We start from the raw sequence: 26,865 nt of genomic DNA, 5'->3' as shown, positions 1-26,865 counted from the left end.
CTTCCGCCTCGAGGCCCGGCGTTGATCCGCCTGCCGGCGGGCGTGCGGTCAGCCTCGTGGGTGGGCGTCGGCGTGGTGCGTGGCGAGCACGTCTTGCCCGAAGTCGCTGGCCGGGCGGCGCAGGACGGTGTGCGTGTGGTTGCCGTCGTCGGAGGTGCTGTCGTACTCGATCAGCAGGTCGTCGCCCTGGATCCGGTAGTAGTGCCGCCGACCGGGACAGGTCGGGCCGGCCCAGGCGAAGTGCAGCTCGCGGCCGTCGAGCCGGCGTGCCTCGCGGATCGCCAGCTCCGGCGGCAGCCGATCCAGGTAGACGGCGAGCAGCTGGTCCAGCAGTGCCCGGCCGGTCGGGCCGAGCCGGTCCGCCGGCACGCCCAGCGGCGCCAACGGGCCGTCCACCCGGGGACGGGTGGCGCTGATGATGTCGTCGGGCGCGTCGTCGGCGATGATCGCTGCCGCGCGTGCGGCGGGGCCCACCGAGTCCAGCAGCGCCCGAGCCAGGTCCTCCTCGACGCCGAGCGGGCGGGAGACCGGGTGCCCGGCGTGGCGGACGGCTGCGGGGTTCGCGCCGAAGAAGATCGGGGCGGGGGAGACCTGGTCGTCCACCACGGTCATGCTGACCGACAGGTGGTGGCCCTCCAACCGCCAGGCCCAGCGGTCGTCGCGCGCCGGGTCGCCGAAGACGGCCACCCAGTAGTCGCCGCTGTGCCGGCCCCGGCGCCACCCCTCGGCCCGGTCGAGCACCTCCTCCAGCGCGACGATCGCCATCGCCTGCGCGTACGCGGCGGGGCTGAGGGCGGTGGCCAGCAGCCGGTGCGCGGCCTTGCGCCCGTGCCGGTCCAGGTCGTCCAGGCACACGCCCGGCCGCGGCCGGGGACGGTACTCCAGCCAGCGCCGGGCGTCGTTGTCGTCGAAGCGGTACGCGACGTCGGCCCTCGTCGGCTCGTCGAGCGCGGCCAGCAGCGCGCCGGCCGCCGTACGCATCTGTTCGGGGAGCGGGTCTTCCACCGCCCATGTATACCCGGCCGGATCGCGGCTCGCTCGCGGATGCCCCGCCTGATCGCCCGGCGGCGGGGCGGGTGCCGTACGGGGTCGGCCAGCTGCCCCGGCCGCGCCGTGCGGCCGGGCCTCTCGGATCGTCGCGCGTCCGGTCGGCCGGGCGACCCGTCGGTGTCACCCGCCGGGGCACCGGCCCGTCGCACACCGGCCCCAAGGCTCGGTGCCGCCGCTCCTGATACGGTCTGCGGCGCGTGGGGGGACAGGGTGATGGACGAGACGGTCTACGTGGGTAACGCCGGGATCGACGGGGCCACCAACGGCGGCTGGCTGCTCGGGCACTTCATGCCGCCGCACGAGGTCCGGCACAGCACCGACGTCGAGGTCAAGTGGGGAGTTCACCCGCAGGGCGAGACGCGTGCCCGTTGGGCGACCGGAGAGCGGCGTACGGCCCTGCTGGTGTTGATCAGTGGCCGGTTCCGGGTCGAGTTGCGTGACCGCACGGTGGTGCTCGGTTCGCCCGGCGACTACGTGGTGTGGGGCCGCGGCGTCGATCACTCCTGGTACGCCGAGCAGGAGTCGGTTGTGCTCACAGTCCGCTGGCCGTCGGTGCCGGGTTACCGGGTTGAGGCACCCGTCCAGCGCTGACCGTCTCGCGGGTGTGCGGACGCTCGGTCCCTTTGGTAACGCGCCCAGGCGGGACGTCGTCCGCCCGGCACGGCGCGGAAGTCGAATGTGAACCCGACGGGTACCCCCCGTATCCGGGGATCCGGACGGCTCTGCTGTAATCATCAAACCTCGTACGCAGAGCGAGCATTCGGCTCCGATGTGTTCGTCAAATGTCACATTCATGCAACGTAGCGGCCTCTTGACCCTCGCACGGCTGCCGGGAAGCATCGATAAGGCGGCGTCCCGGGCCGTGGGGAGATCCCCGACCAGCCAAGGAGGACCATGTCGGTCAGCCCCGCCTCGTCGCGCGCCGGATGGCATACGGCCCAACCCGCGGTTCCCGGTCGACCCCCCGGCGGGCAGCGCCGCCCGACGAACACTCCCGCGCCGGTGCTCACCGTCACCTTCTCCATCCCGCTGACGTGCGAGGAATCGCTGACCCCGCCGGCCCGCCGGCTACTCGAGGCCGCCCGCGAGCTCATCGAGCGGGGTGAGGTCACCGTGTCCGGCGTCCCGGCCCCCGCCGTCGATCGACGGGTCGACGTGCCGGCCAACCGCGCCGCCTCCCGCGCGCTCGCCGCGGCCGTTCCCACCCTGCACATCCTCGCCTCGTCCCGCTCGGTGCTGCGCGACGGCGAGCCGCTGCCGCTGACCCGCCTCGAGTTCGACCTGCTCCTGCACCTCGTCGCCCACCCCCGCCGGGTCTTCACCCGGCTGCAACTGCTCAACGCCGTCTGGGGCTACGAACACGCCGGCGTACGAACCGTCGACGTGCACGTCCGTCGACTGCGCGGCAAGGTCGGCGTGGACGTGCCGCTGGTCACCACGGTCTACGGCGTCGGCTACCGGCTCGCCGACGACGCCCGGGTCAGCCTCGACCGCAGCGGCTGACCGCACCGGCCACCGGGGCAGGATGGTCGACGTGCGCATCCGCCCCATCTCGCCCGAGCGACTCGTCACCGAGCTGACCGACCGGCTGGCCGAGCAGGCCGCCCATCTCGAACAGGCCGACCGGCCCGCGGCCGTACCTCCCGGCCGGTTGCGGGTGGGCGTCGACGGCCCGGACGCCGCGCGACCGGACGAACTGGCCGGCGCACTCGTCGACCCGCTGCGCGCCCGAGGCCGGCCGGTGCTGCACGTACGTGCCGAGAACTTCCTGCGCCCCGCCTCGGTCCGGCTCGAACACGGCCGTACGAATCCGGACGCCTACTACGCGGGCTGGGTGGACGAGGCCGGCCTGCGCCGGGAGGTGCTCGACCCGGCCGGGCCCGGGGGCACCGGTCACGTGCTGCCGTCGCTCTGGGACGCGGCCGCCGACCGGGCCAGCCGGGCGGCGTACGTCGAACTGCCGCCCGGCGGCGTGCTGCTGGTCAGCGGTCCGCTGCTGCTCGGCGGCGGCCTCCCCTTCGACGTCACCGTCCACCTGGTGCTCTCCCCGGCGGCGCTGCGCCGGCGCACCGACGCCGAGCGGCTGTGGACGCTGCCGGCGTTCGACAGGTACGCCACCGAGGTCGACCCGGCCGCCTTCGCCGACGTCGTGGTACGCGTGGACGACCCCCGCCACCCCGCCCTCGTCGAGGACGCCCAGCCCGCCTGAAGACGACGCCCCGAACGACCACCGGTGTCCGGTAAATCACCGGTTTGATCGCCTGATCCGGCGGGTATTCGCCCGGCTCACAGAGCACGGGTGATCGCCCGTGCGTCCGACGCGACCGTGACCGGGGCATCCGTGCGCCGGGCCCCCGGTTGACCAGAGGTCAGGAAAGGCAGGGCAGCCATGCTCGTCCACGACACGGTAGGAACGGGTCGAACCGAGGCGGAGGTCGGCCAGATCCGGCAGTCCCTCCAATCGCGCTACGACGAGCTGACCGCGGAGTACGAGCAGGCGGTGCTGCAGAGCCAGGTGCTGCGGCTGGTCGAGGTGGGCGACACGGCCGGCGACGACCAGGCCGACAGCGGCACCAAGACCGCCGAGCGGGACACCGCGCAGTCGCTGCTGCGGACCATCCTCGACCGCCGTGCCCAGTACGAACACGCGCTCGCCCGGCTGGAGGAGGGCACCTACGGCTTCTGCGAGGGATGCACGTCGCCCATCCCCGTGGAGCGGCTGGAGATCTTCCCGTCGGCCACCACCTGCGTCTCCTGCAAGCAGACCCGCGAGCGGCGGGCGGCCTGACGAGGTCCGTACGGTTGCCGGTCGGTCCGAAGCGCGGTGAACTCCACTCATGGGTGACATCAAGGTGGGCACCGCCTCCTGGACCGACCGGACCCTGTTGGACTCCGGCTGGTACCCGCAGACCGCCGACACGCCGGAGAAGCGGCTGGCGTACTACGCCCGGCAGTTTCCACTGGTCGAGGTGGACGCCACCTACTACTCCCCGCCGGCCGAGCGGACCGCCCGGCTCTGGGCCGAGCGCACCCCGGCCGGCTTCACCTTCAACGTCAAGGCGTTCAGTCTGCTGACCGGGCACCCGACCAAGGTCAGCGCCCTGTACAAGGATCTGCGACCGCAGACCGAGAAGCGCAACGTCTATCCCGACGATCTGACCCCGCAGGCGTACGAGGAGGTGTGGACGCGCTTTCTCTCGGCGCTCGACCCGCTCGTCGACGCGGGAAAGCTCGGTGCGCTGCTGTTCCAGTTCCCGCCCTGGTTCACCATCAAGCGGGACAACAAGCAGTACCTGCTGGAGGTCGCGAAGCGCTGCGCGCCGCTGCGGCCGGTGTACGAGTTCCGGCACGCCTCCTGGTTCGACGGGGACAACCAGGACGAGACATTGGCGTTCCTTCGCCAGCACCGCCTGCCGTACGTCTGCGTGGACATGCCCCAGGGACACCGCTCGTCGGTGCCGCCCGTGCTGGCGGCCACCGCGGACCTCGCGGTGATGCGGTTCCACGGCCACAGCGACAAGTGGACGAGCACCGACATCCACGAGAAGTTCGGCTACCGCTACTCGGAGCGGGAGTTGCGTGACTGGGCGCCGAAGCTGCGGGAGTTGGCCGACTCCGCCGAGCAGACACATGTGCTCATGAACAACTGCTACCGCGACTACGCGCAACGCAACGCGGAGTCCTTGACACGTATGCTGACCAGTGCAAACACGGGCGGCCGTTGAGGTCACTGCGGTGTACAGCGCGGCCTGCCGCCATTAAGGTCCGGCTATGTCTGCTGATTTGGACTTCGATGTCCTCGGCTCGGCCGGCGTCGACGTGCGTACATTCGGAGCGGTCGGTGACGGGACCACCGACGACACCGCGGCGTTCACGGCGGCGCTCGCCGCCGCTGCCGGGTCCGTGGTGTTCGTTCCGTCCGGCACCTACGTGGTGAACACGGTGACCGCCGCCGGCACGACGCGGATCGTGCTGCAGGACGGGGCGACGCTCAAGCACCGCACCGGCTCGACGAGCCACCTTTTCATGATCAGTGGGCCCTATTTCTCCCTGACCGGCGGCTGTGTGGACGGCAACCACAGCGGGCAGGGCGCGAACCGTCGTTACCTGTTGCGGTGTGATCTACCTGCCGGCTGCGAGGTCCGGGTGCGACACGTGCGGTTCACCGGATCGCAGGCGTGCGCCGTGTACGCCACGAACTTCGGTGGCCACCTGGACGTGTCCGACTGCCGCTTCGTGGACATGGCCGAGCACGACGGCGAGTACCAGCACTGGACGTGTGCGGTCTGCGTCGATGCCGCTCAGCCGGGTCGCAAGGGCATGATGCGGTTCAACCGCAACACCCTCATCGGCACCACCACGCCGACGCTGACGGGTGGCGCTCCCGGCGGGATCTTCTTCGCCCCGGTCACCGACTACCCGAACGGACTGGGCACCGGCGCCACCATCGAGGCGATCGGAAACTGGTTCTGGGGGATCGGGCAGCACTGCGCGAACAACGACATCGCCGCTCTGCACACCTATCCGATGACCCTCGGCGCCCGATTCATCGGCAACTACTTCGAGGGCTGCGGGTTCTCCGCGATCGCCGCGAAATCGTGCCAGGACGTCGTGATCGCCGACAACACCGTGTTGAACGGGCAGATCTCGGCGAGAAACACGTCAGCTGAGGGCGCGATCTCGGTGGTGATCGGCTACCAGGCGGGCTCCGCGACCCGGTCCCGGGCGGTCGTGACCGGCAACATCGTCGACAACCCGGGTGGGGAGTCGACGGCGACGCGGCAGGTGGGCATCGCGGTGCGCGGCGACCACGACTCCCCGGCCACGGACTGCCTCGTCTCGGACAACATCGTCTACGAGTCGGGGCAGGCCGGGATCGGCGTCAGCTACGTCAACGGCATCACCATCGCCGACAACATCATCCGCGCGGGCACGACCGGCACGACGTTCACCGAGTTCGGGATCAGGGTGGACCAGACGCAGGGCGACATCATCCTGTCCGGCAACCGCGTGCACAGTCCGAACGGGCACGGCCTGTTCGCGCTCAACGCGGTGAACACGGCCCGGTTCTTCCTGCACGGCAACGTCTTCGAGCACACGGCGTCGGGCGGGTACGCGGTGCTGCTGCGCGGGGTGGGGCTCGCGAAGTTCACCGGAAACACGATCAACGCCAATCCCGGCGTCGCACTGTCGATCACCACGAACGGGACCCACGACGTAGGCCGCTTCATCTGGGACGCGACGAACACCGTCGAGGCGGGCACGATCTCGATCTCCTGGTCGAACGTCACGACCGCGTCCGGGCAGTTGATCGGCACCGGCAGCCCCGAGGGGGTGGTGGCCGCGCCGGTGGGTACGACGTACATCAACCTCTCCGGTGGGGCCGCGAGCACGCTGTACGTCAAGACGTCCGGCACCGGCAACACCGGCTGGACCGCCAAGTAGGCATCCGTACCGGTCGGTTCGCGCTCGCGGCCGATCGGTCCGGATCACACCCGGCGCCCGCTCACCCGTCCGGGGTGAGGACGACTCACCCGCCCGGACGACACCGTGGAGATCGCGTGCGGTCGGTGGACCGACCCACGCATCACGAGGAGGTGACCGGGAATGACGGCTCGGGTGGTGGCGGATCCCCGACGCGGGGCCGTGCTGCGTGTGGTCGGCGCGTCCGGCGACTCGCGAGGAGCCCGGCAGGCAGGCCGGCGGAGCCCGATGCGGCACCGGCGTGGCCCGGCGGGGCCGCCGCGCCGCGACGACGACCGACGCTGGGTCAACGAGGAACGGGGGTGGGAAGATGGCTGAGCAGTTCATATCGGCGATCGAGTCCTCGCTGGACAAGACGAACCTGATCCTGAAGGACATCGAGAAGGCCTACGGCTGGCCCAAGGAGCAGCGCAACCAGTCGTACGCCGCGTTGCGGACCGTGCTGCATCTGCTGCGGGACCGGATGCCGGTGCAGGAGAGCGTCGAGTTCGCGCAGCAGCTGCCGGTAGTGGTGCGCGGCATCTACTTCGACGGGTGGAAGCCGTCCGACGTGCCGGTGAAGCTCAACCGTGAGGACTTCCTCTACGAGGTCCGGCAGGGCTTCCCGTACGACGTGGAGGGCGGCACCGAGCGGGTCGTGCAGGTGGTGCTCGACACTCTGCGCCGGCACGTCACCCAGGGCGAATGGGAAGACGTCAAGGACACCATGCCCCGGGATCTGGCCAGGATGATGCCGTGAGGTGACGCCGGCCCGCCCCGATCCGGGGGCGGGCGGGTCACCCCGCCGCGGCGCGGCTCACCTGAATTCCGTCCCTCCGGCACAGGGCGGCGAACGCGACGGCGTCGGCGATCGCCGCGCCGCCCGGGTCGTTGTTGAAGTAGACGTACGCCGGCGACTCGCCGAACGTCTCGGCGAGCCGGCGCACCCATGATGCCAGCGCGGCGCGGCCGTAGCGGGGGTGCGGGCGGGCGCGCCCCTCGTGCAGACGCAGGTAACCGAAGTCCGTGGTACGCCACAACGGCGTCACGGGCCGCCCGAGCCGGTCCGCCCAGACCAGCGCCGCCCGGCGCCGCTCCAGCGTCGTCCGGGTCGCGGCGGTCCACCAGGAGGCGTGCCGGGGCTCCACCGCCACCCGTACGTCGGACGGGAACAGCCGCAGCGTGGCGTCGAGCGCCGGCACGTCCGCGGTGAGGGTGGGCGGCAGTTGCAGCAGCACCGGCCCGAGCCGGTCGCCGAGCGCCGTGGCCCGGTCGAGAAACCTCGCCACCGGCTCGGCCGGCTCGCGCAGGCGCTTGATGTGGGTGAGGTAGCGGCTCATCTTCACCGCCACGCAGAAGTCGTCGGGGGTACGGGCCCGCCAGGCCGCGAACGTGTCCCGCTCCGGCAGACGGTAGAAGGCGTTGTTCACCTCCACCGTGGCGAACCGCCCGGCGAAGTGCTCCAGCCAGAGCCGTTGTGGCAGGCCGGCCGGGTAGAACCGGCCCCGCCAGTCGCGGTACTGCCAGCCCGACGTGCCGAGCAGGATCACCCGCGGCCTACCGGTGGACGACCTGCTCGCGCGGCCCCGGCCACCGGGCCACGGCCGCTGCCGCGCCGAATTCCGGGTCGTCGGGATGGGTGACCACGGCCGGGGCGCGCCGCCGGTCCGCGGTCAACGGTTCGGGTGGAGTCACCGTCGGCTCGGTCATCGACACCTCCTGCCCTCGTCCGGCTCATCCTGCCACCGCCGGAGACCGCACGCCGGACGGGCGGCCACGCGCCGTCCGGTGAGGCGTGCCTCGTCATGGCGCCGGGCTCACCGGGAACCGCCCGTGTCCGCCGGGCCGGACGTCTACCGTGAGGTTATTGAAGCGAGCGTAGGGGTAGCACTCGCTGCACGATGATCCCCTGCGTACGGCGGGGCGGCACGAGGGAGCACCGATGGCACTCAGCGACGACGACATGACCACGAGCGGCGCCGGTGGCGCCGAGGGCCCAGCCGACGGCGGTGCGACGCCGGGGAAGCAGGACGGTGGCGCGGACGGTGGGGCCGAGGGCCCGGCCGACGGTGGCGCGACGCCGGGGAAGCAGGACGGTGGCGCGGACGGTGGGGCCGAGGGCCCGGCCGATGGCGGCGCGACGCCGGGCAAGCAGGACGGTGGCGCCGACGGCAGCGCTCGCTGACGAATGGTGATGACGCGCATCGACCCGCCGGGCGGTCACGGCCGCCCGGCGGCGCCGTCCACGACCGGGTCGGCGGCGCTCGCCCGGTGTGTGGCCGTCGAACCGGCGAAGTTCGCCGCCGCGCACTGGGGCCAGACCCCGCTGCTCTCCCGCGCCGACGAGCTGCCCGACCCGTCCGGCTTCACCGACCTGTTCAGCCCCGCCGACGCCGACGAGTTGCTCAGCCGGCGCGGCCTACGTACGCCCTTCCTGCGCATCGCCCGCGACGGCGAACTCGTGCCGCCCGGACGCTGGACCGGTGGCGGTGGCGCCGGGGCCGAGATCGGCGACCAGGTGCTCGACGAGCGGGTGCTGGAGCAGTACGCAGCCGGCGCGACCCTGGTGTTGCAGGGTCTGCACCGCACCTGGCCACCACTGATCGACTTCGCCCGCGACCTGGGTCTCGCGCTCGGCCAGCCGTTGCAGGTCAACGCGTACCTCACCCCGGCCGGGAACCAGGGCTTCGCCACCCACTACGACACCCACGACGTCTTCGTGCTCCAGGTGGACGGCCGCAAACATTGGCGGATCCACCCGCCGGTGCTGCCCGACCCGCTCGAGAAGCAGCCGTGGGGCGGCCGGGCCGACGAGGTCGCCGCCACCGCGCAGGGGCCGGCCGCACTCGACGTGGTGCTCGCCCCCGGTGACGCGCTCTACCTGCCTCGCGGCTGGCTGCACAGCGCGCAGGCGCAGGAGTCCAGCTCGCTGCACCTGACCGTGGGTGTACGCGCCCTGACCCGCTACGCGCTGGTCGAGGAGTTGCTGGCGCTCGCCGTCGAGGACCGCCGGCTGCGTGCCGGCCTGCCGCTCGGCACGGACGTGGCCGACCCGGACGACATCGAGCCCGAACTCACCGAGACGATCGAGGCGCTGCGGGACTGGCTGCTGCGCGTCGATCCGGCGGCGGTCGCCGCCGGGCTGCGGCGGCGTGCCTGGCCGGCCGCCCGGCCGGCGCCGATCCGCCCGCTCGCCCAGGCCGCCGCGATCGAGGCTCTGGACGCCGACAGCCGGCTCACCCTGCGCCCCGGGCTGCGCTGGCAGCTTGCCCGCGAGAGTGCGGACCGGGTGGCGCTGCGGCTGTTCGACCGGACCGTCACGCTCCCGGCGCAGTGCGAACCGGCGGTACGCGCCCTGCTCACCGGCACGGTCGGCCGGGTCGGCGACCTGCCCGGCCTGGCGGAGGAGGCCGATCGGCTCGTCCTGGCCCGCCGCCTGCTCCGCGAGGCGGTCGTCGTCCCCGCCTGAGCGCCGGTCAGCGGAAGAGGACCAGCAGTATCACGGTGGCCACCACTCCCGCGGCCAGCACCACGGTGATCGGGCGTGGCCCCAGCACGGCGTTCCGCCGGTCGGCCAGCACCCTCGCCGGCACCAGCCCGACCAGCGGGCCGAGCAACGTCACCACCAGCGCCAGCACCGGCATCCCGACCGCCAGGTCGCCGCCGTAGCCCACCCCGGCCGCGCGGGCGCCCACGCCGAGGGCGTACGCGAGCACGGCGCCGGCCACCCCGCAGGCGGCGAGCAGTGGGTTGACCGAGCCGGGCAGCTCACCCGGTTGGCGGGTGCGGTCGAGCAGCTCGCGTACCCGGCCCAGCAGCAGCACCGGGTCGGCGTCCACGCCCGAGGTGGGCGGCGGCGGGCCCGCCAGCCGCCGTCCGGCGGCGCCGAGCCGCTCGCGTAGCAGCTGCCACAGGTGCGCCGCCTCCGCGTCCACCTGCTCCTGCAGCTCCCGCGCGTCGGCCAGCTCCCGTTCGGCGTGTTCCACCTGTTCCTCGGCCTCGGCGACGGCCCGTCGCGCGGCGGCGCACTGCCGTTCGTGCCACGTATGCGCCTCCGCCCGCTGGGCGTGCACGCGGGCGCTGAGGTCGGCCAGCCTGCGCACCTGCGCCGCGTACGTCTCACTGGCGACTGGTTGGTTCATCGTGATGGTCCATAGGGGATGATCACTTGGCCGGTGCGGTGCACGGCCCGGTCGAAGAAGAGCCCCCGCCACGGGCGGGGATACCAGTCCGGGCCGCCGGTGCCCGGATAGAGCGAGGAGCCCAGCTCGCCGCCGTGCGTGTCGAGCGCCACCCAGGCGCCGATCTGGTCGGTGCGCGCCGCCGGCCCGCCGAGGTCGGCGCGCATCCGCGCCACGCCCCGCCACCAGGCCAGCACGTGCGTACGCCGTTCCGGCCCGTCGTGCAGGATCCGGCGCAACTGTTCCAGCCCGGTACGCCGACCGACCCGGGCAGCGAGCGCGCCGGCCGCCGCGTCCACCGCGAACAGCAGCAGGTAGTGCGGGTCCCCGGAGGTGCCCAACCCCTCCGCGGTCTCGGCCATCAACTCGGGGACCGTCTCCTCGTCGTACCAGGCGGCGTCGTCGGCGAGGTCCTCGTAGAGGGCGCGGGCTATCGGATCGGCGTCCGGGTCGAGGCAGGCGATGGAGAACCGGGCGGTGCCCGGGCGGTGCTGCCGTGCCAGCGAGCGGGCCGCCGCGTCGAGCACCGCGCACGCCTCGTCGACCCGGGTGCCGAGCACCGCCAGGTTCCGTCCCGGCGCCCGGGGCAGCCGCAGCACCGCCGAGCGGGCCTGCACGTCGATGATCTCGCCGAGCAGCGCGACCGGGCCACGGCTCGTACCGTCGCCGGGGGCCAGCGCGCGGAAGTCCGGCGCGTCGACCAGGAGAGGGATCGCGTCGCCGTCGAAGAGCCGGGCCGGCGCGGCGTCCTGTGGGCGCATCCGCCACAGCCGGTGCTGCAGGCCGCTCCACGTCTCCCAGTCACTGGCCGACGGGATCCGGGCCACCTGGTTCCCCTCCGGCAGCCCCGACTCGGCGTTGATCACGGCATGCCAGCGGGGCAGCGACTGAGCCGCGTCGTTGCGCTCGGCGAGGATCCGCAGCGCCTTCGGCAGCGCGATCCGCAGGGTGAACTGGGCGACCAGGGCCGGCCGCCCCCACAGCGCCTCGATCCCGCGCACGTCCTGCGAGGCGAGCACCAGGTGGATGCCCTGCGAGCGGCCCCGGCGGGCCAGGTCCTCCAGCAGGTCGGCGGCTTCCCGGGCGACGACGTCCCGCCCGGCGAGCAGCATCTGGAACTCGTCGACCACCGCCACGATCCGCGGCCAACGGCCGGTCGGGTCCACCGCGCGCAGCTCGGCGAGCTTGGTGACCTCGTGCTTCTTCGCCGCGTCGGCACGCCGGCGCAGCTCCTCGGCGAGGAACCGCAGCAGCGCGAGCCCGAACTCCCGGTCGGTGTTGACGTTGATCCCCACCAGCCGCATGTGCGGCAGCCAGCTCGGGTCACGCCGGCCCTGCGCGAACCGGGCGAACGACACCCCCTCCTTGAAGTCGAGCAGGTAGAACTCCAGCTCGGCGGGGGAGTAGCGAGCGGCGAGCGCCCCGATCCAGGCGAAGATCAGGTTGGTCTTGCCGGTGCCGGACGGGCCGCCGATCAGCGCGTGCGGCGGGTAGTCGCCCAGCGTCAGCAGCACGGGTCGCCCGTGCGGCCCCTCGCCGATCGGCGCGCTGAGCCCGGTGGCCGAGTCCTCCCGCCACATCCGCTCCGGCGGCGGCAGCAGGTCGGTGAACGGGGTCGGCGGCGGGCCGGCGTTCACCCGGGCCGCCACGTCCCGGCAGGTCTCGGTGACCAGCGCCGCCGGCGGCGACGGGTCGAGCGCGACCGGCAGGCCGGGCAGACCACCGATACGCGCGCCGTCCGGTTCGGCCACCACCCTGGTGACCGTCGGGTCGTCCGGCAAGGTCACCCCCCGGACCACGAGGTGCACCCCGCACGCCGCGCCGGTGCGGACCACCCGGTCGAGCTGGCCGCGCTCGTGCCGGGACAGCTCGTCGCCGCCGAGCAGCACCGCCACCCGCCACGGCTCAGGCCGGCGGCCGGTCGTGGCGGCCAACTCCCGCAGCGAGCTGTGCTCGCCGGCCAGCACCGTCTCGTTGATCCGGCGGATCTGCTCGACCAGGTCGTCGAGGAGCCGGCTGAGGCCGCCCGGTCCGACGAAGGTGAGCAGTCCGGCAGTGCCGAGCGGGGCGAAACCGGCCAGCCCCCCACCCAGGTGTTCCGGGTCGTACCCCATCAGCCGGACGGCGCCGGCGTCGGCCCGGCCCAGGGCGCGCAGCAGCAGCGCGGAGACCACCGCGTCGCAGCCGTCCCGGTCGGCGCCGGAGAGCTCGACGTGGCCCGCGTCGAGCAGCGGCACGAGGGCCGGCACCGGCTCGGCGCCCGGAATGCCGAGCGTGCCGACCCGCAGCGGACCGGGCGACTTGGACCGTTCGGCGGGCGTGACGTGCCAGCGGGACCACTCCTCGGCGGCGGCGCCGGGCGCCTCCCACCGGGCGGCCTCGGCGGCCCGGCCGGCCAGCTCGGCGATTCGGGCGGCGTGCCGCTCGTCGATCTCGGCGAGGCGACGGTCCCGTTCCGCGCCGACCCGCTCCGGCACCTCCGCGGCGGCCCGGCGAACGCGGGCCAGCCGCTCCCGCCCGGTGGTGAGGTCCGCCTGGGCGGCGAAGAGCCGGGTGCGGGCCGCGCCGAGGGCGTCGGCGAGCGTGTCCCGGACCCGGCTGACCAGCTGCGCGCGCCGGTCAGCCATCGCTGCCCCGGCGTCGCGGCGCGGCGGCCCACGGGCCCGTACGTGCCGGTCGGGCGCCGGCGCCCGCGGGCGCCCGGTCCGCCGGCCCGCCCGACGGGGCCCGGTCGGGTCTGGCACCGGCCAGCCCGCCCGGCGCGGACCGACCCGGGGTGGTACGCCCGCCGTGGCCGGGGTCGGCGCGGCCGGTCCGCTCGGTGCCCGGCCGGCCGCCGTCGCCTCCGGCCGGTGCGGCCGCCTCGTTCGTGGCGCCCCGACCCGGCGCGTCAGCGGGCAGGTCCCGGCCGAGGCGGGCGAGGAGCACTCCGGCCAGTACCCCGCCGGCTACCGCGGAGTCCGCGGCGTGCGGCGCCTCCCCGGACCGGCGCGGCGGGGGCATGCGGCACACCCGGGCCATCAGCGTCTCCAGCGCCGGGGCCGGAAGACCCGGCAGCAGGTCCCGTACGCGGCCGTCCAGCTCGCCGCGCAGCCGGTGCAGATCATCGGCGCGGGGCGGGTGCCCGAGCAGTTGGGAGGCCAGGTCACGCAGCAGCGGAGGGGTGAGCGCGGCCAGCCCCAGTCCGACGTCGGCGTGCGCCCGGCGCAGCTCGGTACGCAGCCGGTCCCGGTCACCGGCGCGTACCCCGCGTGCCACCCGGCGCAGCAGCTCCGCGGAGTCGGTGATCCGCTCGTCCGGCTCGTCGGCGCTCTCCGGGCTCCCGGTCAGCTCCGCCACCCGTACCGACCACCACCGTCGCAGCCGCACCTGCTCGGCCGGTTGTGGCGGTACGACGACCGGGGCGGCGTCCCCGGGCGCGTCATGCCGGGGCCGCTCGGAGCCGGGTGGACGTGTCGGCCCGGCACCGTCGGCGCCGAGCCCGAGCGCGGCCAGGTACGCGGTGAGCTGTTCCTGGGCCAGCCGCAGCGCGTACCCGGCGGTCTCGAGGTGCTCGGTGGCGGCGGAGAGTTCGGGCACCCCCATCGGGTTGGCCGACTCCTGGCGTACCCATCGCAGCCGTTCGCCGGCCAGGCCGAATTTCTCCAGCGCCTGCCCGACCAGACCGAGCGGCAGCTCTTCGGCAGCGGCGCGGACCTGCGCGCCGACATCCTCGACGATCGACACGGGTGCCTACAGGGCCGCGACGTAGAGCTGCGCCTGCTCGACGGCCACCAGGGTGGCCGCGAGGCACTCCTCGAGCTCCTGGCCGGCCTGAGTCAGCGAGGCCTGGGCCGCGTTGACCGTCTCGTGCCCGCTGCCCTCCAACGCTCCGGCCAGGGTCTGCTGCGCCTCGGCCAGTTTCTCGCCGGCGGCCTGGACGGCGCTCTGGCCGGCGCCGATCTGTTCCAGTGCAACGTCGATGGCTGCCTTGAGCTCGGCGACGCTCGCCACGGGGGTACCTCCTGGGGGCAGGGAGGCCTTCATTAGAGCCTATCCGTATGGCGGGAAGACATCCGCCCTGTCAGTGTTCCTGCCCCGGTGACCGCTTGTCACCCTGAAGCGCCCGGAGTCCGATTGGCGGGACCGGAGGCATCTTGCGCCTCCACCACCGGCCCCGTCCGCGGGCTCTCCGCGGCGTCGCGCAGCCAGCGCGGTCCGTACACCTCCGCGCCCTGCGTGGTGACCCGTTCCCGCAGCTCACGGTCGGCCGTGACGACGACGCGGCGGCGTTGCGGGGCGGCCCGGACCAGATCGACGATGGCGTCGTCACCCGATCCCCGGGCGACGATCACCTCGACCCCCGGCACGGCCGGTACGTCCCGGGCGCGGCCCTCCACCACCAGCACCACCAACACCGGCGGCAGCAGCTGCGGGGGCACCCCGACGTCGCCCAGCCCGGCGAGCGAGTCGCGTAACCGGGCGGTCGCCCCGGCCCGGTCCCGCCACCACCCGTCCGGGCGCGAGCCGACCACGTTCGCGGCGTCCACGATCAGCAGCGGCCGTACGTCCATGGCCACAGCCTGCCATTCCGGCCTCCCGCCGCCCCGGCGATGCCGGCTCCCGGCGAGTCGTGGCCGGCCTCCGGCGAGTCGTGGCCGGCGGCCTCGGTCGAGTCGCGGCCGGCCTCCGGAGAGCCGCGGGCGGCGGTCCGCGGCCCGGAACGAGAAGGCGTCCGCACGGCCCGGGTGAAACCGTCGCGGCGTTTGTCGGGCCGACCGCCGGGTAGCCCCTGCCGACCGTCGCGCGCGACTGCGGAGGACAGAGATGATGGGACCCGGCGACTTCGGCACCGACCCGTGGGACGAGTTCCTGGCCCGGTACTTCGGCCGTGGCGAGGGTGGGCGCCGGCCGCCGCACCGGGTCGACATCACCCGGCTGATGACCGCCGACGCGCGGGAGATGCTGGCCGACGCGGCACGGCGCGCGGCGCAGCGGCAGAGCAGCGACCTGGACACCGACCACCTGCTCTGGGCGGCGCTGCAGCGCGAGCCACTGCGGGACCTGGTACGGCGCGCCGGCGCGGACCCCGACACCCTGCTCAACGCGCTGGGCGGGCGCGGCGACGGGGCGCCCCGAGGCGAGGTGCCGCCGAACCTGTCGCTCACCCCGGCGGCGAAGCGGGCGCTGCTCGACGCCCACCAACTCTCGCGTGCGATGGGCGCCAACTACATCGGCCCGGAACACATCCTGATGGCGTTGCCGCTGAACCCGGAGTCGCCGGCCGGCCGGATGCTCGCCGCCGGGCGGATCCAGCCCGAGTCGTTGCAGGCCGCCAACGCCGAACGCGGGCCGATGACCGGCCCACGGCCGGACCGGGGCACGCCGACCCTCGACCAGTACGGGCAGGACCTCACCGACCTGGCCCACAACGACCAGATCGACCCGGTCATCGGCCGCGCCGACGAGATCGAGCAGGCGGTGGAGATCCTCTCCCGGCGGACGAAGAACAACCCGGTGCTCATCGGTGAGGCCGGCGTCGGCAAGACCGCCATCGTCGAAGGCCTGGCGGAGCGGATCTGTGACGGCGACGTGCCGCAGACCCTGCTGGGTAAACGGGTCATCCAGCTGGACCTGGCCGGGCTGGTCGCCGGCACGCGCTACCGCGGCGACTTCGAGGAACGACTGAAGAAGGTGATCGACGAGATCCGGGCGCACCGGGAGGAGCTGATCATCTTCCTCGACGAGATCCACACCCTGGTCGGGGCGGGCGGCGCCGGCAGCGAGGGCGGCATGGACGCGAGCAACATGCTCAAGCCTGCGCTGGCCCGTGGTGAGCTGCGGGTGATCGGCGCGACCACGCTCGACGAGTACCGCAAGAGCATCGAGAAGGACGCCGCGCTGGCCCGCCGGTTCCAGCCGGTGCTGGTGCCCGAGCCGAGCGTCGACGACACCGTGGCCATCCTGCGCGGGCTGCGCGACCGGTACGAGGCGCACCACCAGGTGCGGTTCACCGACGAGGCGCTGATCGCCGCCGCCGAGCTCTCCGACCGGTACGTCACCGACCGGTTCCTGCCGGACAAGGCGATCGACCTGATCGACCAGGCGGGCGCCCGGGTGCGGCTGCGTACCCGGACCCCTGCCGCGGACGTACGGGACCTGGAGCGGCAGCTCGACGAGGTGCGCCGGGACAAGGAACAGGCGGTCGCCGACGAGAAGTACGAACGCGCCTCTGCGCTGCGCGACCGGATCGCCGAGCTGGAGGATCAGGTGCGCCGGTCGCACGGTGAGAACGGCAACGGCGGCTCGCAGGTGCCCGAGGTGGGGCCGCAGGAGATCGCCGAGGTGGTGTCCCGCGCCACCGGCATCCCGGTCGCCCAACTCACCGAGGAGGAACGGGACCGGCTGCTGCGCCTCGAGGGGCACCTGCACGAGCGGGTGGTCGGGCAGGACGACGCGGTTTCCGCGGTCGCGGAGGCGGTCCGCCGCTCGCGGACCGGTCTGGCCGACCCGGAGCGACCGATGGGCAGCTTCCTCTTCCTCGGCCCGACCGGCGTGGGGAAGACCGAGCTGGCCCGCGCCCTCGCGGAGGCGCTCTTCGGCGAGTCGGACCGGATGGTCCGGGTGGACATGAGCGAGTTCCAGGAACGGCACACCGTGAGCCGCCTGGTGGGCGCACCCCCCGGGTACGTCGGCTACGAGGAGGCCGGGCAGCTCACCGAGGCGGTACGCCGCCGCCCGTACGCGGTGGTGCTGCTCGACGAGATCGAGAAGGCGCACCCCGATGTGTTCAACATCCTGCTCCAGGTGCTCGACGACGGGCGGCTCACCGACGGTCAGGGCCGCACTGTCAACTTCAAGAACACCGTCCTGATCATGACGAGCAACCTCGGCTCGGAGCTGATCACCGGGACCCAGCGTGCCGTCGGGTTCGGCGCGGGTGAGCCCGGCAGCGAGCGGGAGAGCGACGAGTTGCGGGAACGGCTGATGCGGCGGCTCCAGGAGAACTTCCGGCCGGAGTTCCTCAACCGGATCGATGAGGTGATCATCTTCCGCCGGCTGGAGGCCGCGCAGCTACGCCAGATCACGGAGCTGCTGCTCGAGGAGACCCGCCGCCGGATGCACGCCCAGGACATCGAGGTGGACTTCACCACCGCCGGCATCGACTGGCTCGCCGAGCACGGCTACCAGCCGGAGTTCGGCGCCCGGCCGCTGCGCCGTGTGATCCAGCGCGAGGTCGACAACCAGCTCTCCCGGATGCTGCTGGCGTCGGACATCTCGCCCGGCCAGAAGGTCACCGTGGACGCCCGCGACGGTGCGCTCACCTTCGACGTCGGCGCCGGTGAACGAGGCTATACCGCGGCCACGACGTCGCATCCGCGATGAGCCGGCGGGAGGGGCCCGATCCGGAGCGTCCGCCCGAGACGCAGAAGCCTCCGGAGACGGGGGAGCCGCAGGAGGAGGCCGAGCACCCCGGGCCGATCCAGGCCCGGCCCACGGCCAACCCGGCTCGGGTCCGCATGCCGGCCGAAGGCCGGCGCCGCAAGACCGATGACGAGGCGGACCCGGAGGCGTCCGGGCCGCCACCCGGAGAGGAGACCTGATGGTACGCGAGCAGCGGCTCGATCCCGAGGTTGAGGTGCTCTGGGACGACTTCCACGCCCAGGTCAACGTCCCGTCCGAACAGCTGCGACAGTGGCTGCTGACCCGCGGCTCGGGTGAGGAGGCGTTCGGCCCCGACCCGGATCTCAACCTGCCGGAGCCGGGGCGGCAGATCCTGCGGGTGCTGACCAAACGGAAGGTGGACCTCACTCCGGAGGACATCGAGGTGATGCGGGACGCCATCGACCGTATCCAGTCCCTGGTGGACGCCCGGCCGCCGCGCGGCAACGCCGACGACGAGTGGCGGCACTCCCTGCTGGACCTAGGACACGACATCCTGATAGAACGCTAACCCCACCCCACCCACCCACCCCGCACCCCACCCGGCTCCCCACCGACTGCCCGGTGATCATGAAGTTGTTGTCGCGACACGCCGTGCCGGGCGACAACAACTTCCGGCGGGTGACCCCGGAGGGGGGTGGGGGTCAGGTGCCCTGGTTGGACTCCAGGCTGGCGATGGTCAGGCCGGCCGCGTCGGCGGCCGCCTCCCGGTCGGCGCGCATCTGCTCCTCACGGGTGACGAGGTTGGCGTACTCGGTGAACTCCGCCGGCCCGGGCACCTCCGGAAGGCGGCGCAGGAACGCCTCGACGTCCTGGGCCGCGGCGGTGTGCGCGGCGGCGGCGCGGCGGAGCAGGTCACGGTTGTCTGCGGCGGTGGAAGCGTCGGTCATGGGGCCGTGATACCCGTCGCTACGCCGTTCGCACCCCGTTCGCCTCGGCTACCGGGCCGAGGGCGCTCGACCGGCGGACGCCGAACTCCGGGTTGGTCACCAGCCAGGCCAGGTACGCCGGGTGCGGGGCGAGTGAGTCGTCGTACGCGGCCTGCGCCGTCCGCAGCACCAGCTCGGCGACCCGGGCCGCGGGGGAGTCGGGGTGCCAGCCCAGCATCAACCGCCAGCGCAGCGGCACCCCGGCCAGTCGGCGGGTGACCAGCCCCGCGGGTGGGCGGAACGTGGCCTGGCAGAGCGCCACCGCCTCGCCCGCGTCCACCAGGTCCACGCAGCCGCGTACGTCCGTCTCGTAGAGCTTGCGGGGTGTGAAGCCGGCGCGGGCGCACGCGGCGGCGAAACAGTCGCCGAAGCAGCCGTCGCCCGGCGCCGCCACCCACTGTTCGTGGCGCAGGTCGACGAGCTGGACCTCGTCCCGGTCGGCCAGCGGATGGGTCTCCGGCAGCAGCACCAGCACCGGGTCGACCGAGACCTCCCGCCAACTGAGCCCGAACTCGGCCGACGGGTTGGAGTCGCCGCAGACGCCGGTCAGCACGAAGTCGAGCCGGCCGCCGACGACCAGCTGCGCCAGCTCGTCCACCGACCAGGACGCATACATGGTGATCTGCGCCTGCGGTTGCTCGGCCGCGAGCCGGTGCACGAGCCGGCCGAGGATCGGGCTGTTCACCCCGCCGAACCGGTACCGCCGCGGCGCGTCCGCGGCCCCGGCGAGACGGGCCGCCTCGTCCTGCAGCCCCTTCATGGCGGGCAGCAGCACCCGGGCCCGGGCGAGCACCAACTCGCCGAGCGCCGTCGGCCGAGCGCCGCGACGGTCCCGCTCGAAGAGCGGTCCGCCCAGTGTGCGTTCGATGCGTTGGAGCTGGGCGGTGAGCGCCGGCTGAGCCAGACCGAGCGTCGACGCGGCCTTGGTCACGCTTCCCGTCTCGGCGATGGCGCACACCACCCGAAGGTGTCGCAGCTCCAGATTCATACGGTGACGGTATGACCCCGCTCCGGCCTGGGGAAGGGCCAGATGGATCGGCGATTATGGATGAATGTCGCCGATCAGTCGCGCGGCTCGTCCGGAAGGTCGGCCAGGTACGTCGGCCGGCCGGTCACCGCGTCCCGGACCTTGTCCACCACGCCCAGCGCCGGCTCGACGACCCGGTTCCAGGGCGGGGTCGCCGGGGTGTCCGGATGCGGCCGGGTCGGCGCGGCCTCCTCGGCGATCTCCAGGCGGTTGCCGAGCCGGATGAGCTCCTCCTCGGTCGCCGCCGCACGCAACGCGGTGATCAGCGTGCCCACCTCTTCCACGTGCCGGTGGACCCGTTCGGCCACCTCGCCGGGCCCGTCCTCGGCGAGCGTGCGCAGGGCGCCCAGCAGGGCGGCGTCCGCGTCGAGGGTCCGGTCCACCTGTGCGGCAGAGGCGGGCACCGCCGCCCGTACCGCCGGCAGCAGGTACTGCTCCTCGGCGGAGAGGTGCCGCGACAACGCGGCGGTCAGCACCGCCAGCTGCTCGTCGGCGACCGGGCCGGGCCCGGTGAGCAGTTCGAGCAGGTCCAGCAGTTGCCGGTGCTCGTGCTCGACGATCTCGGCGATGCTGCGACCACCGGGCCGGAAGCCCTCGTCGGGGGCGGGTGGCAACGGCGGCAGGGGGACGGTCATCGTGCTCTCCTCGTCTGGCCGGGGGCGTGCTCGGGGGAGGTGCGGTCGCGGGCGGGCGGTACCCGGCGCCACACGGCGCGAAACCGTCGCGCGCCCCGCCCACGTCGTACGGGGTGGCGCGACACCGCCGACCCCGCCCGCGGGGAATCCGCCGGGCACCGCGGCTGGTATGAAGAAGCGATGACGAGCGACGCCACCTCCGACCGACCCGTACTCACCGACGAGGTCGTCGACCTCTGCCGCGACCTGCTCCGGATCGACACCTCCAACACGGGAGACAACGACACCAGCGCGGGCGAGCGCGCCGCCGCCGAGTACGTGGCGGAGAAGCTCGCCGAGGTCGGCGTCGAGACCCAGATCCACGAGTCCGCCCCCGGTCGGGCCAACGTCGTCGCCCGGATCGCCGGCACCGACCCGAGCCGCGGCGCCCTGCTGGTGCACGGCCACCTCGACGTCGTGCCGGCCGACGCGGACGAGTGGTCGGTGCACCCGTTCTCCGGCGAGATCCGCGACGGCTACCTGTGGGGTCGCGGCGCGATCGACATGAAGGACTTCGACGCGATGGTGCTCGCCGTCGTGCGGCACTGGCAGCGCACCGGCGTACGCCCCACCCGCGACATCGTGCTCGCGTACACCGCTGACGAGGAGGCGGGCGGCGACTACGGGGCGCACTGGCTCACCCGGCAGCACCGCGACGTCTTCGACGGCTGCACCGAGGCGATCGGCGAGGTGGGCGGCTTCTCCTACTCGGTCGACGACGCCCGGCGGCTCTACCTGATCGAGACCGCCGAGAAGGGAGTGGACTGGCTGCGGCTGCACGCGAAGGGCCGCCCGGGGCACGGCTCGATGGTCCACGACGACAACGCCGTCACCGCCCTCGCCGAAGCCGTCGCCCGCATCGGCCGGCACCGCTTCCCGATGGTGGTCACCCCGACCGTGCGAGCCTTCCTCGAGGAGGTCTCCGAGCTGCTCGGCATCGAGCTGGACCCGGAGGACCCGGAGGCGGCGATCGCCAAGCTCGGGCCGATCGCCAACATCATCGGGGCCACGATCCGCAACACGGCCAATCCCACCCGCCTCGCCGCCGGCTACAAGGACAACGTCATCCCCGGCCGGGCCACCGCCACCATCGACTGCCGCAGCCTGCCCGGCCAATCCGAGCTGCTGGAGGCGCAGCTGCGTGAGCTGATCGGGCCGGACATCGACATCGAGTACATCCAGCGCCAGCCCGCCATCGAGACCACCTTCGACGGTGACCTGGTCGACGCGATGTCCGCCGCGCTGCGCGCGGAGGATCCGGGCGCGCACCCGGTGCCGTACATGCTCTCCGGCGGCACCGACGCGAAGGCCTTCGCCCAGCTCGGCATCCGCTGCTTCGGCTTCGCCCCGCTGCGCCTGCCGGCCGACCTGAACTTCTCCGCGTTGTTCCACGGCATTGACGAGCGGGTTCCGGTGGACGGGCTACAGTTCGGCGTGCGGGTTCTCGACCGGTTCCTTCGTACCTGCTGACCCGTCTTCCGGTTGCTGCGCCCGCGCGGCACCTCCCATCGTGAAGGGAACACCACGCATGACCGACCAGCACGGTGAGCTGGACTCCGCCCTCGAGCGGGTGATCGACGCCGCTCGGCGTCACCTGTCCGCAGTACGTGCCGCCGACGGTCGTATCGACGACGACGACGTCTGGCAGGCGTACGTCGAGTTGAACAACGCCTCCCACGCCTACGACGAGCGGCTCCTGGACGCCTTCGGTGAAGTCACGCCGTGGGACGTCGAGGCGATCGACCCGGACGAGGCCGACGCGCGCTTCGGCGGCGGCACGGAGAACGTCGAGGCCACCGACCCGTACCCGCGGGTGATCTCGGTACGCCAGCGCCGCGACTACCGGGTGCCCAGCATCTCCGCGCTGATGCGGGTCGCCGAGGTCGCCCGGCGGGAGAGCACGCCGGAGGACGACGAGCCGGCGCCGGTCGAGGGGGTCGGCGAGGCGGTGCTGGAGCTGCTGCAGAGCGGCGACGGTTCGCTCGGCGCGCTGGACATCCCGGAGCTCGAGCCGCTCGACGGGGTGGTGATGGTCAGCGAGGTCGGCACCCCCGTCGACCTGGAGTCGTTCGAGGACGACGACGCGGTCGGCCCGTTCCAGCCCGCCGCCGACGACCGGCTCATCGGGCGCCTCGACGAGCACCCGTTCCTGGAGCTCGACGACGAGCACGACCACGTCCACTAGACGGCACCGCCCCGGGGCCCGGCCGTGCGGCAGGGGCCCCGGGGCGTACGCCGTGGCGGGTCCGCCTCAGTACGACAGACCCGGCTGCGGCTGGTTGACCCGGCGACGGCGCAGCATCACCTGCCGGGTGCCGTCCCGGAACAGCCGCACCCGGGCCAACTCCCATCCGGAGAACTCCGCCTGGATCGCCAGCTGCGTCGCGGCGGTCAGCCGGTCGACGTTCGGTGGCAACCGCAGCGGTGCGTATTCGTAGTCCATGTGCCCTATGCTGCCCAGGCCGGCGGCGGTCCGCCACCCCCTGTGGGGTGATCGGGACCGCTGCCGCAGGGGGTTCGTGCCCGCCCGTGGCGCCGTGGCCGGTTCGCCCGTCAGCTGTCGCGCTCGGGGTAGCCGACCGGCACCGCCGAGACGTCCTCCAACGCCGTGATGATCTCCTCCGGCAGCGTCATCCGCTCCACCTGCAGCGCGCCGAGCAGCTGGCCGACCGTGCGGGCGCCGAGGATCGGGGCCGTCACGCCGGGCCGGTCCCGCACCCAGGCCAGCGCCACCTCCAGCGGCGAGACACCCAGCCCGCCGGCCGCCGTGGCCACCGCCTCGACGATGCTGGAGCAGCGTGGCTCGAGATAGGTGGCGACGAACCGCTCGAAGTGCGGTGAGGCGGCGCGGGAGTCGGCCGGACGGCCGTGCCGGTACTTGCCGGTCAACACACCTCGGCCGAGCGGCGACCAGGGCAGCACACCCAGGCCGAGCGCGTCGCAGGCCGGCAGCACCTCGCGCTCCACGCCCCGCTCCAGCAGCGAGTACTCGACCTGCGCAGCCACCACGGGCGACCGTCCGGGCCAGGCCGCCTGCCAGGCCGCCGCCCGTGCGGTCTGCCAGCCGGAGAAGTTCGACACCCCCACGTACCGCACCCGACCGCTGGCCACCGCGTGGTCGAGTGCCGCCAGGGTCTCCTCCAGCGGGGTGTCCGGGTCGTAGCCGTGCACCTGGAACAGGTCGACGTGATCGGTGCCGAGGCGACGCAGCGAGGCGTCGAGCGTACGCAGCAGATGGCCCCGGGAGTTGTCACGGCGCCGGCCGTTGCCCGGCCGCAGCCCCGCCTTCGTGGCGATCAGCAGCTCGTCGCGCGGGACCAGGGTGCCGAGCAGCGACCCGATCACCGACTCGGCGTCGCCGTCGCCGTAGACGTCGGCCGTGTCGATCAGGTTGCCGCCCGCGTCGAGGTAACTCTTCAGCTGGGCGGCCGCATCGTCGGCGTCGGTGTCCCGACCCCAGGTCATGGTGCCGAGCGCGAGCCGCGAAACCGCCAGCCCGCTTCGGCCGAGCGGTCGCTGTTGCATGGGTGAACCTTATTTCGAACACGGCGCAACCGATATCCTCGCTCCCGTCATGTCTACCGGGTTCTGCCGGTGTTCCTGCCGCCTCCGCGTCCGAATCCGCCCACCCCATCGCCTTTTCGGTGAGCCGGTGATCCAGTCGGTCATCGGCATTGCGTAACCTGATGCGACCTGTGGAGCCGATGGGGGAGGACCATTGCGACTCGGGCTCAGCCTCGGATATCAGACGGCGTGGAGCACACCAGCCGATCATCTGGCCCTCGCCCAGGAGGCGGAGCGGCTCGGTTTCTCGGTGGTGTGGGCGGCGGAAGCGTACGGCTCCGACTCGCCCAGCATGCTGGCCTGGATAGCCGGGCAGACCGAACGGATCGACGTCGGCAGCGCGGTGATGCAGATCCCCGCCCGCACACCCGCCGCCACCGCGATGACCGCGGCGACCATCGACACCCTCTCCGGAGGGCGGTTCCGGCTGGGCCTGGGGGTGTCCGGGCCGCAGGTCTCCGAGGGCTGGCACGGCGTCCGCTTCGGCAAGCCGCTCGCGCGTACCCGCGAGTTCGTGGACATCGTCAAGCTGGCGGTCGCCCGCAAGGAGGTCGCGTACGCCGGCGAGCACTACACCCTGCCGCTGCCCGACGGTCCGGGCAAGGCGCTGCGGTTGAGCTTCCATCCGCCACGCGACCACATACCGATCTACCTGGCCGCCGTCGGCCCGAAGAACCTCGAGCTGGCCGGTGAGATCGCCGACGGTTGGCTCGCCGTCTTCTACGCCCCGGAGTTCGCGCAGGAGCAGCTCGCCGCGGTGCGTGCCGGGCGGGAGCGGGTCGGTAAGGAGCTGGACGGCTTCGACGTGGTGCCGTCCGTGCCGGTGGTCGTCGGCGACGACGTGGCCGCCTGCGCCGAGTTGGTCCGCTGGTACGCGGCGCTCTACGTCGGCGGCATGGGCAGCCGGAAGCAGAACTTCTACAACCAGCTGGCCACCCGCATGGGTTACGGCGACGCGGCGCGCGAGGTGCAGGACCTCTACCTGGCCAAGCGGCAACGGGACGCCGCCGCCGCGGTGCCGCTCGAGTTCATCGACCGTACGTCGCTGCTCGGGCCGAAGGAGCGCATCGCCGAACGGATGCGGGAGTACGCGGCAGCCGGCGTAACCACGCTGTCGGTGAACCTGTTCGTGGCCGACCGGGACAGCGGTGTGCAGACCCTGCGTACCGTCGCCGAGGCGCTGGAGATCGCTGGAGTCGGCGAGTGACCTGGGTCGAGGCCATCGTCCTGGGCATCGTCCAGGGGCTCACGGAATTCCTGCCGGTCAGCTCGTCGGGGCACCTGCGGATCACCTCCGCGCTCTTCTTCGGGCGTGACGCGGGCGCGTCGTTCACCGCGGTGACCCAGCTCGGCACCGAGGCGGCCGTGCTGATCTACTTCGCCAAGGACATCTGGCGGATAACCCGTACCTGGGTCGTCGGGATCTGGGACAGCTCGGTGCGTTCCAGCCTGGACTACCGGATGGCCTGGTACGTGATCGTCGGCACCATCCCCATCGGGATCTTCGGCTTCCTGTTCAAGGACCAGATCCGCACCGCCGGCCGCAACCTCTGGCTGGTGGCCACGACACTCATCGTGTTCGCGTTCGTACTCGCCTTCGCCGAGTACTGGGGCCGCCAGACCCGCGCCCTGGAGAACTTCCGGATGCGTGACGGCATCGTCATGGGCTTCGCGCAGGCCATGGCGTTGATCCCGGGGGTGTCCCGGTCCGGCGGCACGCTCACCGCCGGCCTGCTGCTCAACCTCACCCGGGAGACGGCGGCCCGCTACTCGTTCCTGCTGGCCATCCCGGCGGTGGTGCTGTCCGGCGTGTTCAGCCTCGGGGACGTGTTCGAACCCGCGGCGCCGGGCACGGCGGCCCCGACCGTCGCCATGCTGATCGTGGCCACGATCATCGCCTTCGGCATCGGGTATGCGGCCATCGCCTGGCTGCTGCGCTACGTCGCCCACCACACCCTGTACCTCTTCGTGCTGTACCGGGTGGCCCTGGGCACGCTGGTCCTCGCGCTGCTGATGACGAACACCATCAGCGCCACCTGACCGCCGACTCCTACGCCGCCGGCCGGCACCCCTGTCGCGGGTGCCGGCCGGCGCCTTTTCTACCGCCTGCTCTGCACCCAGATACGCACCGGTTGTCGGTGCCTGGTCGCGTTCGGCAAGCGTCCGGGGTCGTTTCGCGGGACCGATCATGGAGGCCGGGCTGAGATGCGCCGAGCCGTTGGTGTCGAAGCGGGCGGGCGAGTGGTTGTGCCCTCGCTCGGCCCCCTGGGGGCCGGTCGGTTTTGAATATGCCGCCGGCCGGCACCCGTGTTTGGGTGCCGGCCAGCGGTTCATGCTCGTGTGCTGTGTGGTTGTCAGCTGTTCCAGTACTGGCCGACGAGGTCGGCGGCCTGCTGTTCCCACTGGGCGTAGGCGTCCGGGTAGGCCGACACCTGCACCGTCTGCGCGGCCTGGGTCAGCGGCATGTCCTGCCAGCCGTCGACCTGCTTCAGGCCCTTGAGGAACGCGGTGGTGGCGTACTGCGGGTCGGTGATCTGCTCCGGGCTACCCCAACC

At 73.0% G+C, this 26,865-nt stretch carries 28 protein-coding genes and 2 pseudogenes; 16 read left to right on the top strand and 14 right to left on the bottom strand.

What is annotated here, in order from left to right:
• Positions 1-48: 48 nt before the first annotated feature.
• Positions 49-1,005, bottom strand: coding sequence for a DUF3500 domain-containing protein (locus AB0F98_RS30060; protein ID WP_357742374.1), 957 nt, complete (start codon positions 1,003-1,005; stop codon positions 49-51).
• A gap of 258 nt (positions 1,006-1,263) precedes the next feature.
• Here AB0F98_RS30060 and AB0F98_RS30055 point away from each other — a divergent pair, with 258 nt between their 5' ends.
• The 7 genes from AB0F98_RS30055 to AB0F98_RS30025 all read left to right on the top strand — a co-directional run bounded on the left by AB0F98_RS30055 (position 1,264) and on the right by AB0F98_RS30025 (position 7,273).
• A complete protein-coding gene (locus AB0F98_RS30055) occupies positions 1,264-1,641 on the top strand; it encodes a signal peptidase I (RefSeq protein WP_357742372.1) in 378 nt (125 codons plus the stop codon).
• 303 nt (positions 1,642-1,944) lie between these two features.
• Positions 1,945-2,553, top strand: a complete 609-nt coding sequence (locus AB0F98_RS30050) for a winged helix-turn-helix domain-containing protein (RefSeq protein ID WP_357742369.1) — start codon at positions 1,945-1,947, stop codon at positions 2,551-2,553.
• 31 nt (positions 2,554-2,584) lie between these two features.
• A complete protein-coding gene (locus tag AB0F98_RS30045) occupies positions 2,585-3,259 on the top strand; it encodes a uridine kinase (protein ID WP_357742366.1) in 675 nt (224 codons plus the stop codon).
• 180 nt (positions 3,260-3,439) lie between these two features.
• A complete protein-coding gene (locus tag AB0F98_RS30040) occupies positions 3,440-3,838 on the top strand; it encodes a TraR/DksA C4-type zinc finger protein (protein WP_355148805.1) in 399 nt (132 codons plus the stop codon).
• 49 nt (positions 3,839-3,887) lie between these two features.
• A complete protein-coding gene (locus AB0F98_RS30035) occupies positions 3,888-4,775 on the top strand; it encodes a DUF72 domain-containing protein (protein ID WP_357742362.1) in 888 nt (295 codons plus the stop codon).
• 46 nt (positions 4,776-4,821) lie between these two features.
• Entirely contained in the window at positions 4,822-6,495 is a 1,674-nt protein-coding gene (locus tag AB0F98_RS30030) for a right-handed parallel beta-helix repeat-containing protein (RefSeq protein ID WP_357742359.1), read from the top strand.
• Positions 6,496-6,844: 349 nt separating this feature from the next.
• Positions 6,845-7,273, top strand: coding sequence for a DUF2267 domain-containing protein (locus AB0F98_RS30025; RefSeq protein ID WP_357742356.1), 429 nt, complete (start codon positions 6,845-6,847; stop codon positions 7,271-7,273).
• A 37-nt stretch (positions 7,274-7,310) separates the two neighbouring features.
• Here the strand turns inward: AB0F98_RS30025 and AB0F98_RS30020 are convergent, their stop codons facing one another.
• Positions 7,311-8,063, bottom strand: a complete 753-nt coding sequence (locus AB0F98_RS30020; protein ID WP_357742354.1) for a DUF72 domain-containing protein — start codon at positions 8,061-8,063, stop codon at positions 7,311-7,313.
• Positions 8,064-8,070: 7 nt separating this feature from the next.
• Positions 8,071-8,223 (bottom strand): hypothetical protein, encoded by a 153-nt coding sequence (locus AB0F98_RS30015; protein ID WP_357742351.1) that lies wholly within the window; start codon positions 8,221-8,223, stop codon positions 8,071-8,073.
• A 232-nt stretch (positions 8,224-8,455) separates the two neighbouring features.
• Here AB0F98_RS30015 and AB0F98_RS30010 point away from each other — a divergent pair, with 232 nt between their 5' ends.
• Both AB0F98_RS30010 and AB0F98_RS30005 read left to right on the top strand, forming a co-directional pair.
• The gene (locus tag AB0F98_RS30010) at positions 8,456-8,698 is read left to right on the top strand and encodes a hypothetical protein (protein ID WP_076473044.1); all 243 of its coding nucleotides are present in this window, start codon (positions 8,456-8,458) and stop codon (positions 8,696-8,698) included.
• A 9-nt stretch (positions 8,699-8,707) separates the two neighbouring features.
• Positions 8,708-9,982: a cupin domain-containing protein gene (locus AB0F98_RS30005; protein ID WP_357742348.1), complete on the top strand. Its 1,275-nt coding sequence runs from the start codon at positions 8,708-8,710 to the stop codon at positions 9,980-9,982.
• Positions 9,983-9,989: 7 nt separating this feature from the next.
• Here the strand turns inward: AB0F98_RS30005 and AB0F98_RS30000 are convergent, their stop codons facing one another.
• From AB0F98_RS30000 to AB0F98_RS29980, 5 genes and pseudogenes are all read right to left on the bottom strand, one after another.
• Positions 9,990-10,655 carry a hypothetical protein gene (locus AB0F98_RS30000; protein ID WP_357742345.1) on the bottom strand — a complete coding sequence of 222 codons (666 nt, stop codon included), beginning with the start codon at positions 10,653-10,655 and terminating at the stop codon, positions 9,990-9,992.
• The gene (locus tag AB0F98_RS29995; RefSeq protein ID WP_357742343.1) at positions 10,652-13,321 is read right to left on the bottom strand and encodes an FtsK/SpoIIIE domain-containing protein; all 2,670 of its coding nucleotides are present in this window, start codon (positions 13,319-13,321) and stop codon (positions 10,652-10,654) included. The genes AB0F98_RS30000 and AB0F98_RS29995 overlap by 4 nt, the downstream gene beginning before the upstream one ends.
• A complete protein-coding gene (locus AB0F98_RS29990) occupies positions 13,314-14,420 on the bottom strand; it encodes a hypothetical protein (protein ID WP_357742340.1) in 1,107 nt (368 codons plus the stop codon). The genes AB0F98_RS29995 and AB0F98_RS29990 overlap by 8 nt, the downstream gene beginning before the upstream one ends.
• A 6-nt stretch (positions 14,421-14,426) precedes the next feature.
• Complete coding sequence (locus AB0F98_RS29985) at positions 14,427-14,687, bottom strand: hypothetical protein (RefSeq protein WP_357742453.1); 261 nt, start codon at positions 14,685-14,687, stop codon at positions 14,427-14,429.
• A 191-nt stretch (positions 14,688-14,878) separates the two neighbouring features.
• Positions 14,879-15,247, bottom strand: a pseudogene (locus AB0F98_RS29980) (hypothetical protein); the annotation flags it as partial.
• A gap of 253 nt (positions 15,248-15,500) precedes the next feature.
• Here AB0F98_RS29980 and AB0F98_RS29975 point away from each other — a divergent pair.
• The 3 genes from AB0F98_RS29975 to AB0F98_RS29965 are packed head-to-tail and all read left to right on the top strand — an operon-like array spanning position 15,501 to position 18,627.
• Complete coding sequence (locus AB0F98_RS29975) at positions 15,501-18,059, top strand: ATP-dependent Clp protease ATP-binding subunit (RefSeq protein WP_357742337.1); 2,559 nt, start codon at positions 15,501-15,503, stop codon at positions 18,057-18,059.
• Positions 18,056-18,277: a hypothetical protein gene (locus AB0F98_RS29970; protein WP_357742334.1), complete on the top strand. Its 222-nt coding sequence runs from the start codon at positions 18,056-18,058 to the stop codon at positions 18,275-18,277. Before AB0F98_RS29975 ends, AB0F98_RS29970 begins: the two co-directional genes overlap by 4 nt.
• Positions 18,277-18,627 (top strand): DUF3140 domain-containing protein, encoded by a 351-nt coding sequence (locus tag AB0F98_RS29965; protein ID WP_357742331.1) that lies wholly within the window; start codon positions 18,277-18,279, stop codon positions 18,625-18,627. The genes AB0F98_RS29970 and AB0F98_RS29965 overlap by 1 nt, the downstream gene beginning before the upstream one ends.
• Before the next feature lie 133 nt (positions 18,628-18,760).
• On the opposite strand, the gene AB0F98_RS29960 is transcribed toward AB0F98_RS29965, so the two are convergent.
• The 3 genes from AB0F98_RS29960 to AB0F98_RS29950 all read right to left on the bottom strand — a co-directional run bounded on the left by AB0F98_RS29960 (position 18,761) and on the right by AB0F98_RS29950 (position 20,707).
• The gene (locus AB0F98_RS29960; protein ID WP_357742328.1) at positions 18,761-19,006 is read right to left on the bottom strand and encodes a hypothetical protein; all 246 of its coding nucleotides are present in this window, start codon (positions 19,004-19,006) and stop codon (positions 18,761-18,763) included.
• Positions 19,007-19,025: 19 nt separating this feature from the next.
• A complete protein-coding gene (locus AB0F98_RS29955) occupies positions 19,026-20,033 on the bottom strand; it encodes a LysR family transcriptional regulator (RefSeq protein WP_357742325.1) in 1,008 nt (335 codons plus the stop codon).
• Between the two features lie 74 nt (positions 20,034-20,107).
• Positions 20,108-20,707, bottom strand: a complete 600-nt coding sequence (locus AB0F98_RS29950; protein ID WP_357742322.1) for a hemerythrin domain-containing protein — start codon at positions 20,705-20,707, stop codon at positions 20,108-20,110.
• 180 nt (positions 20,708-20,887) lie between these two features.
• Here AB0F98_RS29950 and AB0F98_RS29945 point away from each other — a divergent pair, with 180 nt between their 5' ends.
• Both AB0F98_RS29945 and AB0F98_RS29940 read left to right on the top strand, forming a co-directional pair.
• Positions 20,888-22,216 (top strand): M20/M25/M40 family metallo-hydrolase, encoded by a 1,329-nt coding sequence (locus AB0F98_RS29945; RefSeq protein WP_357742319.1) that lies wholly within the window; start codon positions 20,888-20,890, stop codon positions 22,214-22,216.
• Positions 22,217-22,274: 58 nt separating this feature from the next.
• Positions 22,275-22,931 carry a hypothetical protein gene (locus AB0F98_RS29940; protein ID WP_357742316.1) on the top strand — a complete coding sequence of 219 codons (657 nt, stop codon included), beginning with the start codon at positions 22,275-22,277 and terminating at the stop codon, positions 22,929-22,931.
• A 66-nt stretch (positions 22,932-22,997) separates the two neighbouring features.
• Here AB0F98_RS29940 and AB0F98_RS29935 read toward each other — a convergent pair whose 3' ends face one another.
• Both AB0F98_RS29935 and AB0F98_RS29930 read right to left on the bottom strand, forming a co-directional pair.
• Complete coding sequence (locus AB0F98_RS29935) at positions 22,998-23,189, bottom strand: DUF5703 family protein (protein WP_076473031.1); 192 nt, start codon at positions 23,187-23,189, stop codon at positions 22,998-23,000.
• Positions 23,190-23,299: 110 nt separating this feature from the next.
• Complete coding sequence (locus AB0F98_RS29930; RefSeq protein ID WP_076473030.1) at positions 23,300-24,271, bottom strand: aldo/keto reductase; 972 nt, start codon at positions 24,269-24,271, stop codon at positions 23,300-23,302.
• A 193-nt stretch (positions 24,272-24,464) separates the two neighbouring features.
• Here AB0F98_RS29930 and AB0F98_RS29925 point away from each other — a divergent pair, with 193 nt between their 5' ends.
• Both AB0F98_RS29925 and AB0F98_RS29920 read left to right on the top strand, forming a co-directional pair.
• A complete protein-coding gene (locus tag AB0F98_RS29925; RefSeq protein WP_357742311.1) occupies positions 24,465-25,517 on the top strand; it encodes an LLM class F420-dependent oxidoreductase in 1,053 nt (350 codons plus the stop codon).
• The gene (locus tag AB0F98_RS29920; RefSeq protein ID WP_357742307.1) at positions 25,514-26,350 is read left to right on the top strand and encodes an undecaprenyl-diphosphate phosphatase; all 837 of its coding nucleotides are present in this window, start codon (positions 25,514-25,516) and stop codon (positions 26,348-26,350) included. Before AB0F98_RS29925 ends, AB0F98_RS29920 begins: the two co-directional genes overlap by 4 nt.
• 314 nt (positions 26,351-26,664) lie before the next feature.
• On the opposite strand, the pseudogene AB0F98_RS29915 reads toward AB0F98_RS29920, so the two are convergent.
• Positions 26,665-26,865 (bottom strand): annotated as a pseudogene (locus tag AB0F98_RS29915) (hypothetical protein); the annotation flags it as partial.

It is taken from the genome of Micromonospora sp. NPDC023737, assembly GCF_040639715.1.
GTDB lineage: Bacteria > Actinomycetota > Actinomycetes > Mycobacteriales > Micromonosporaceae > Micromonospora.
The sequence above is the reverse complement of the archived record's forward strand: the minus strand, read 5'-3'. Positions and strand labels throughout refer to the sequence as shown.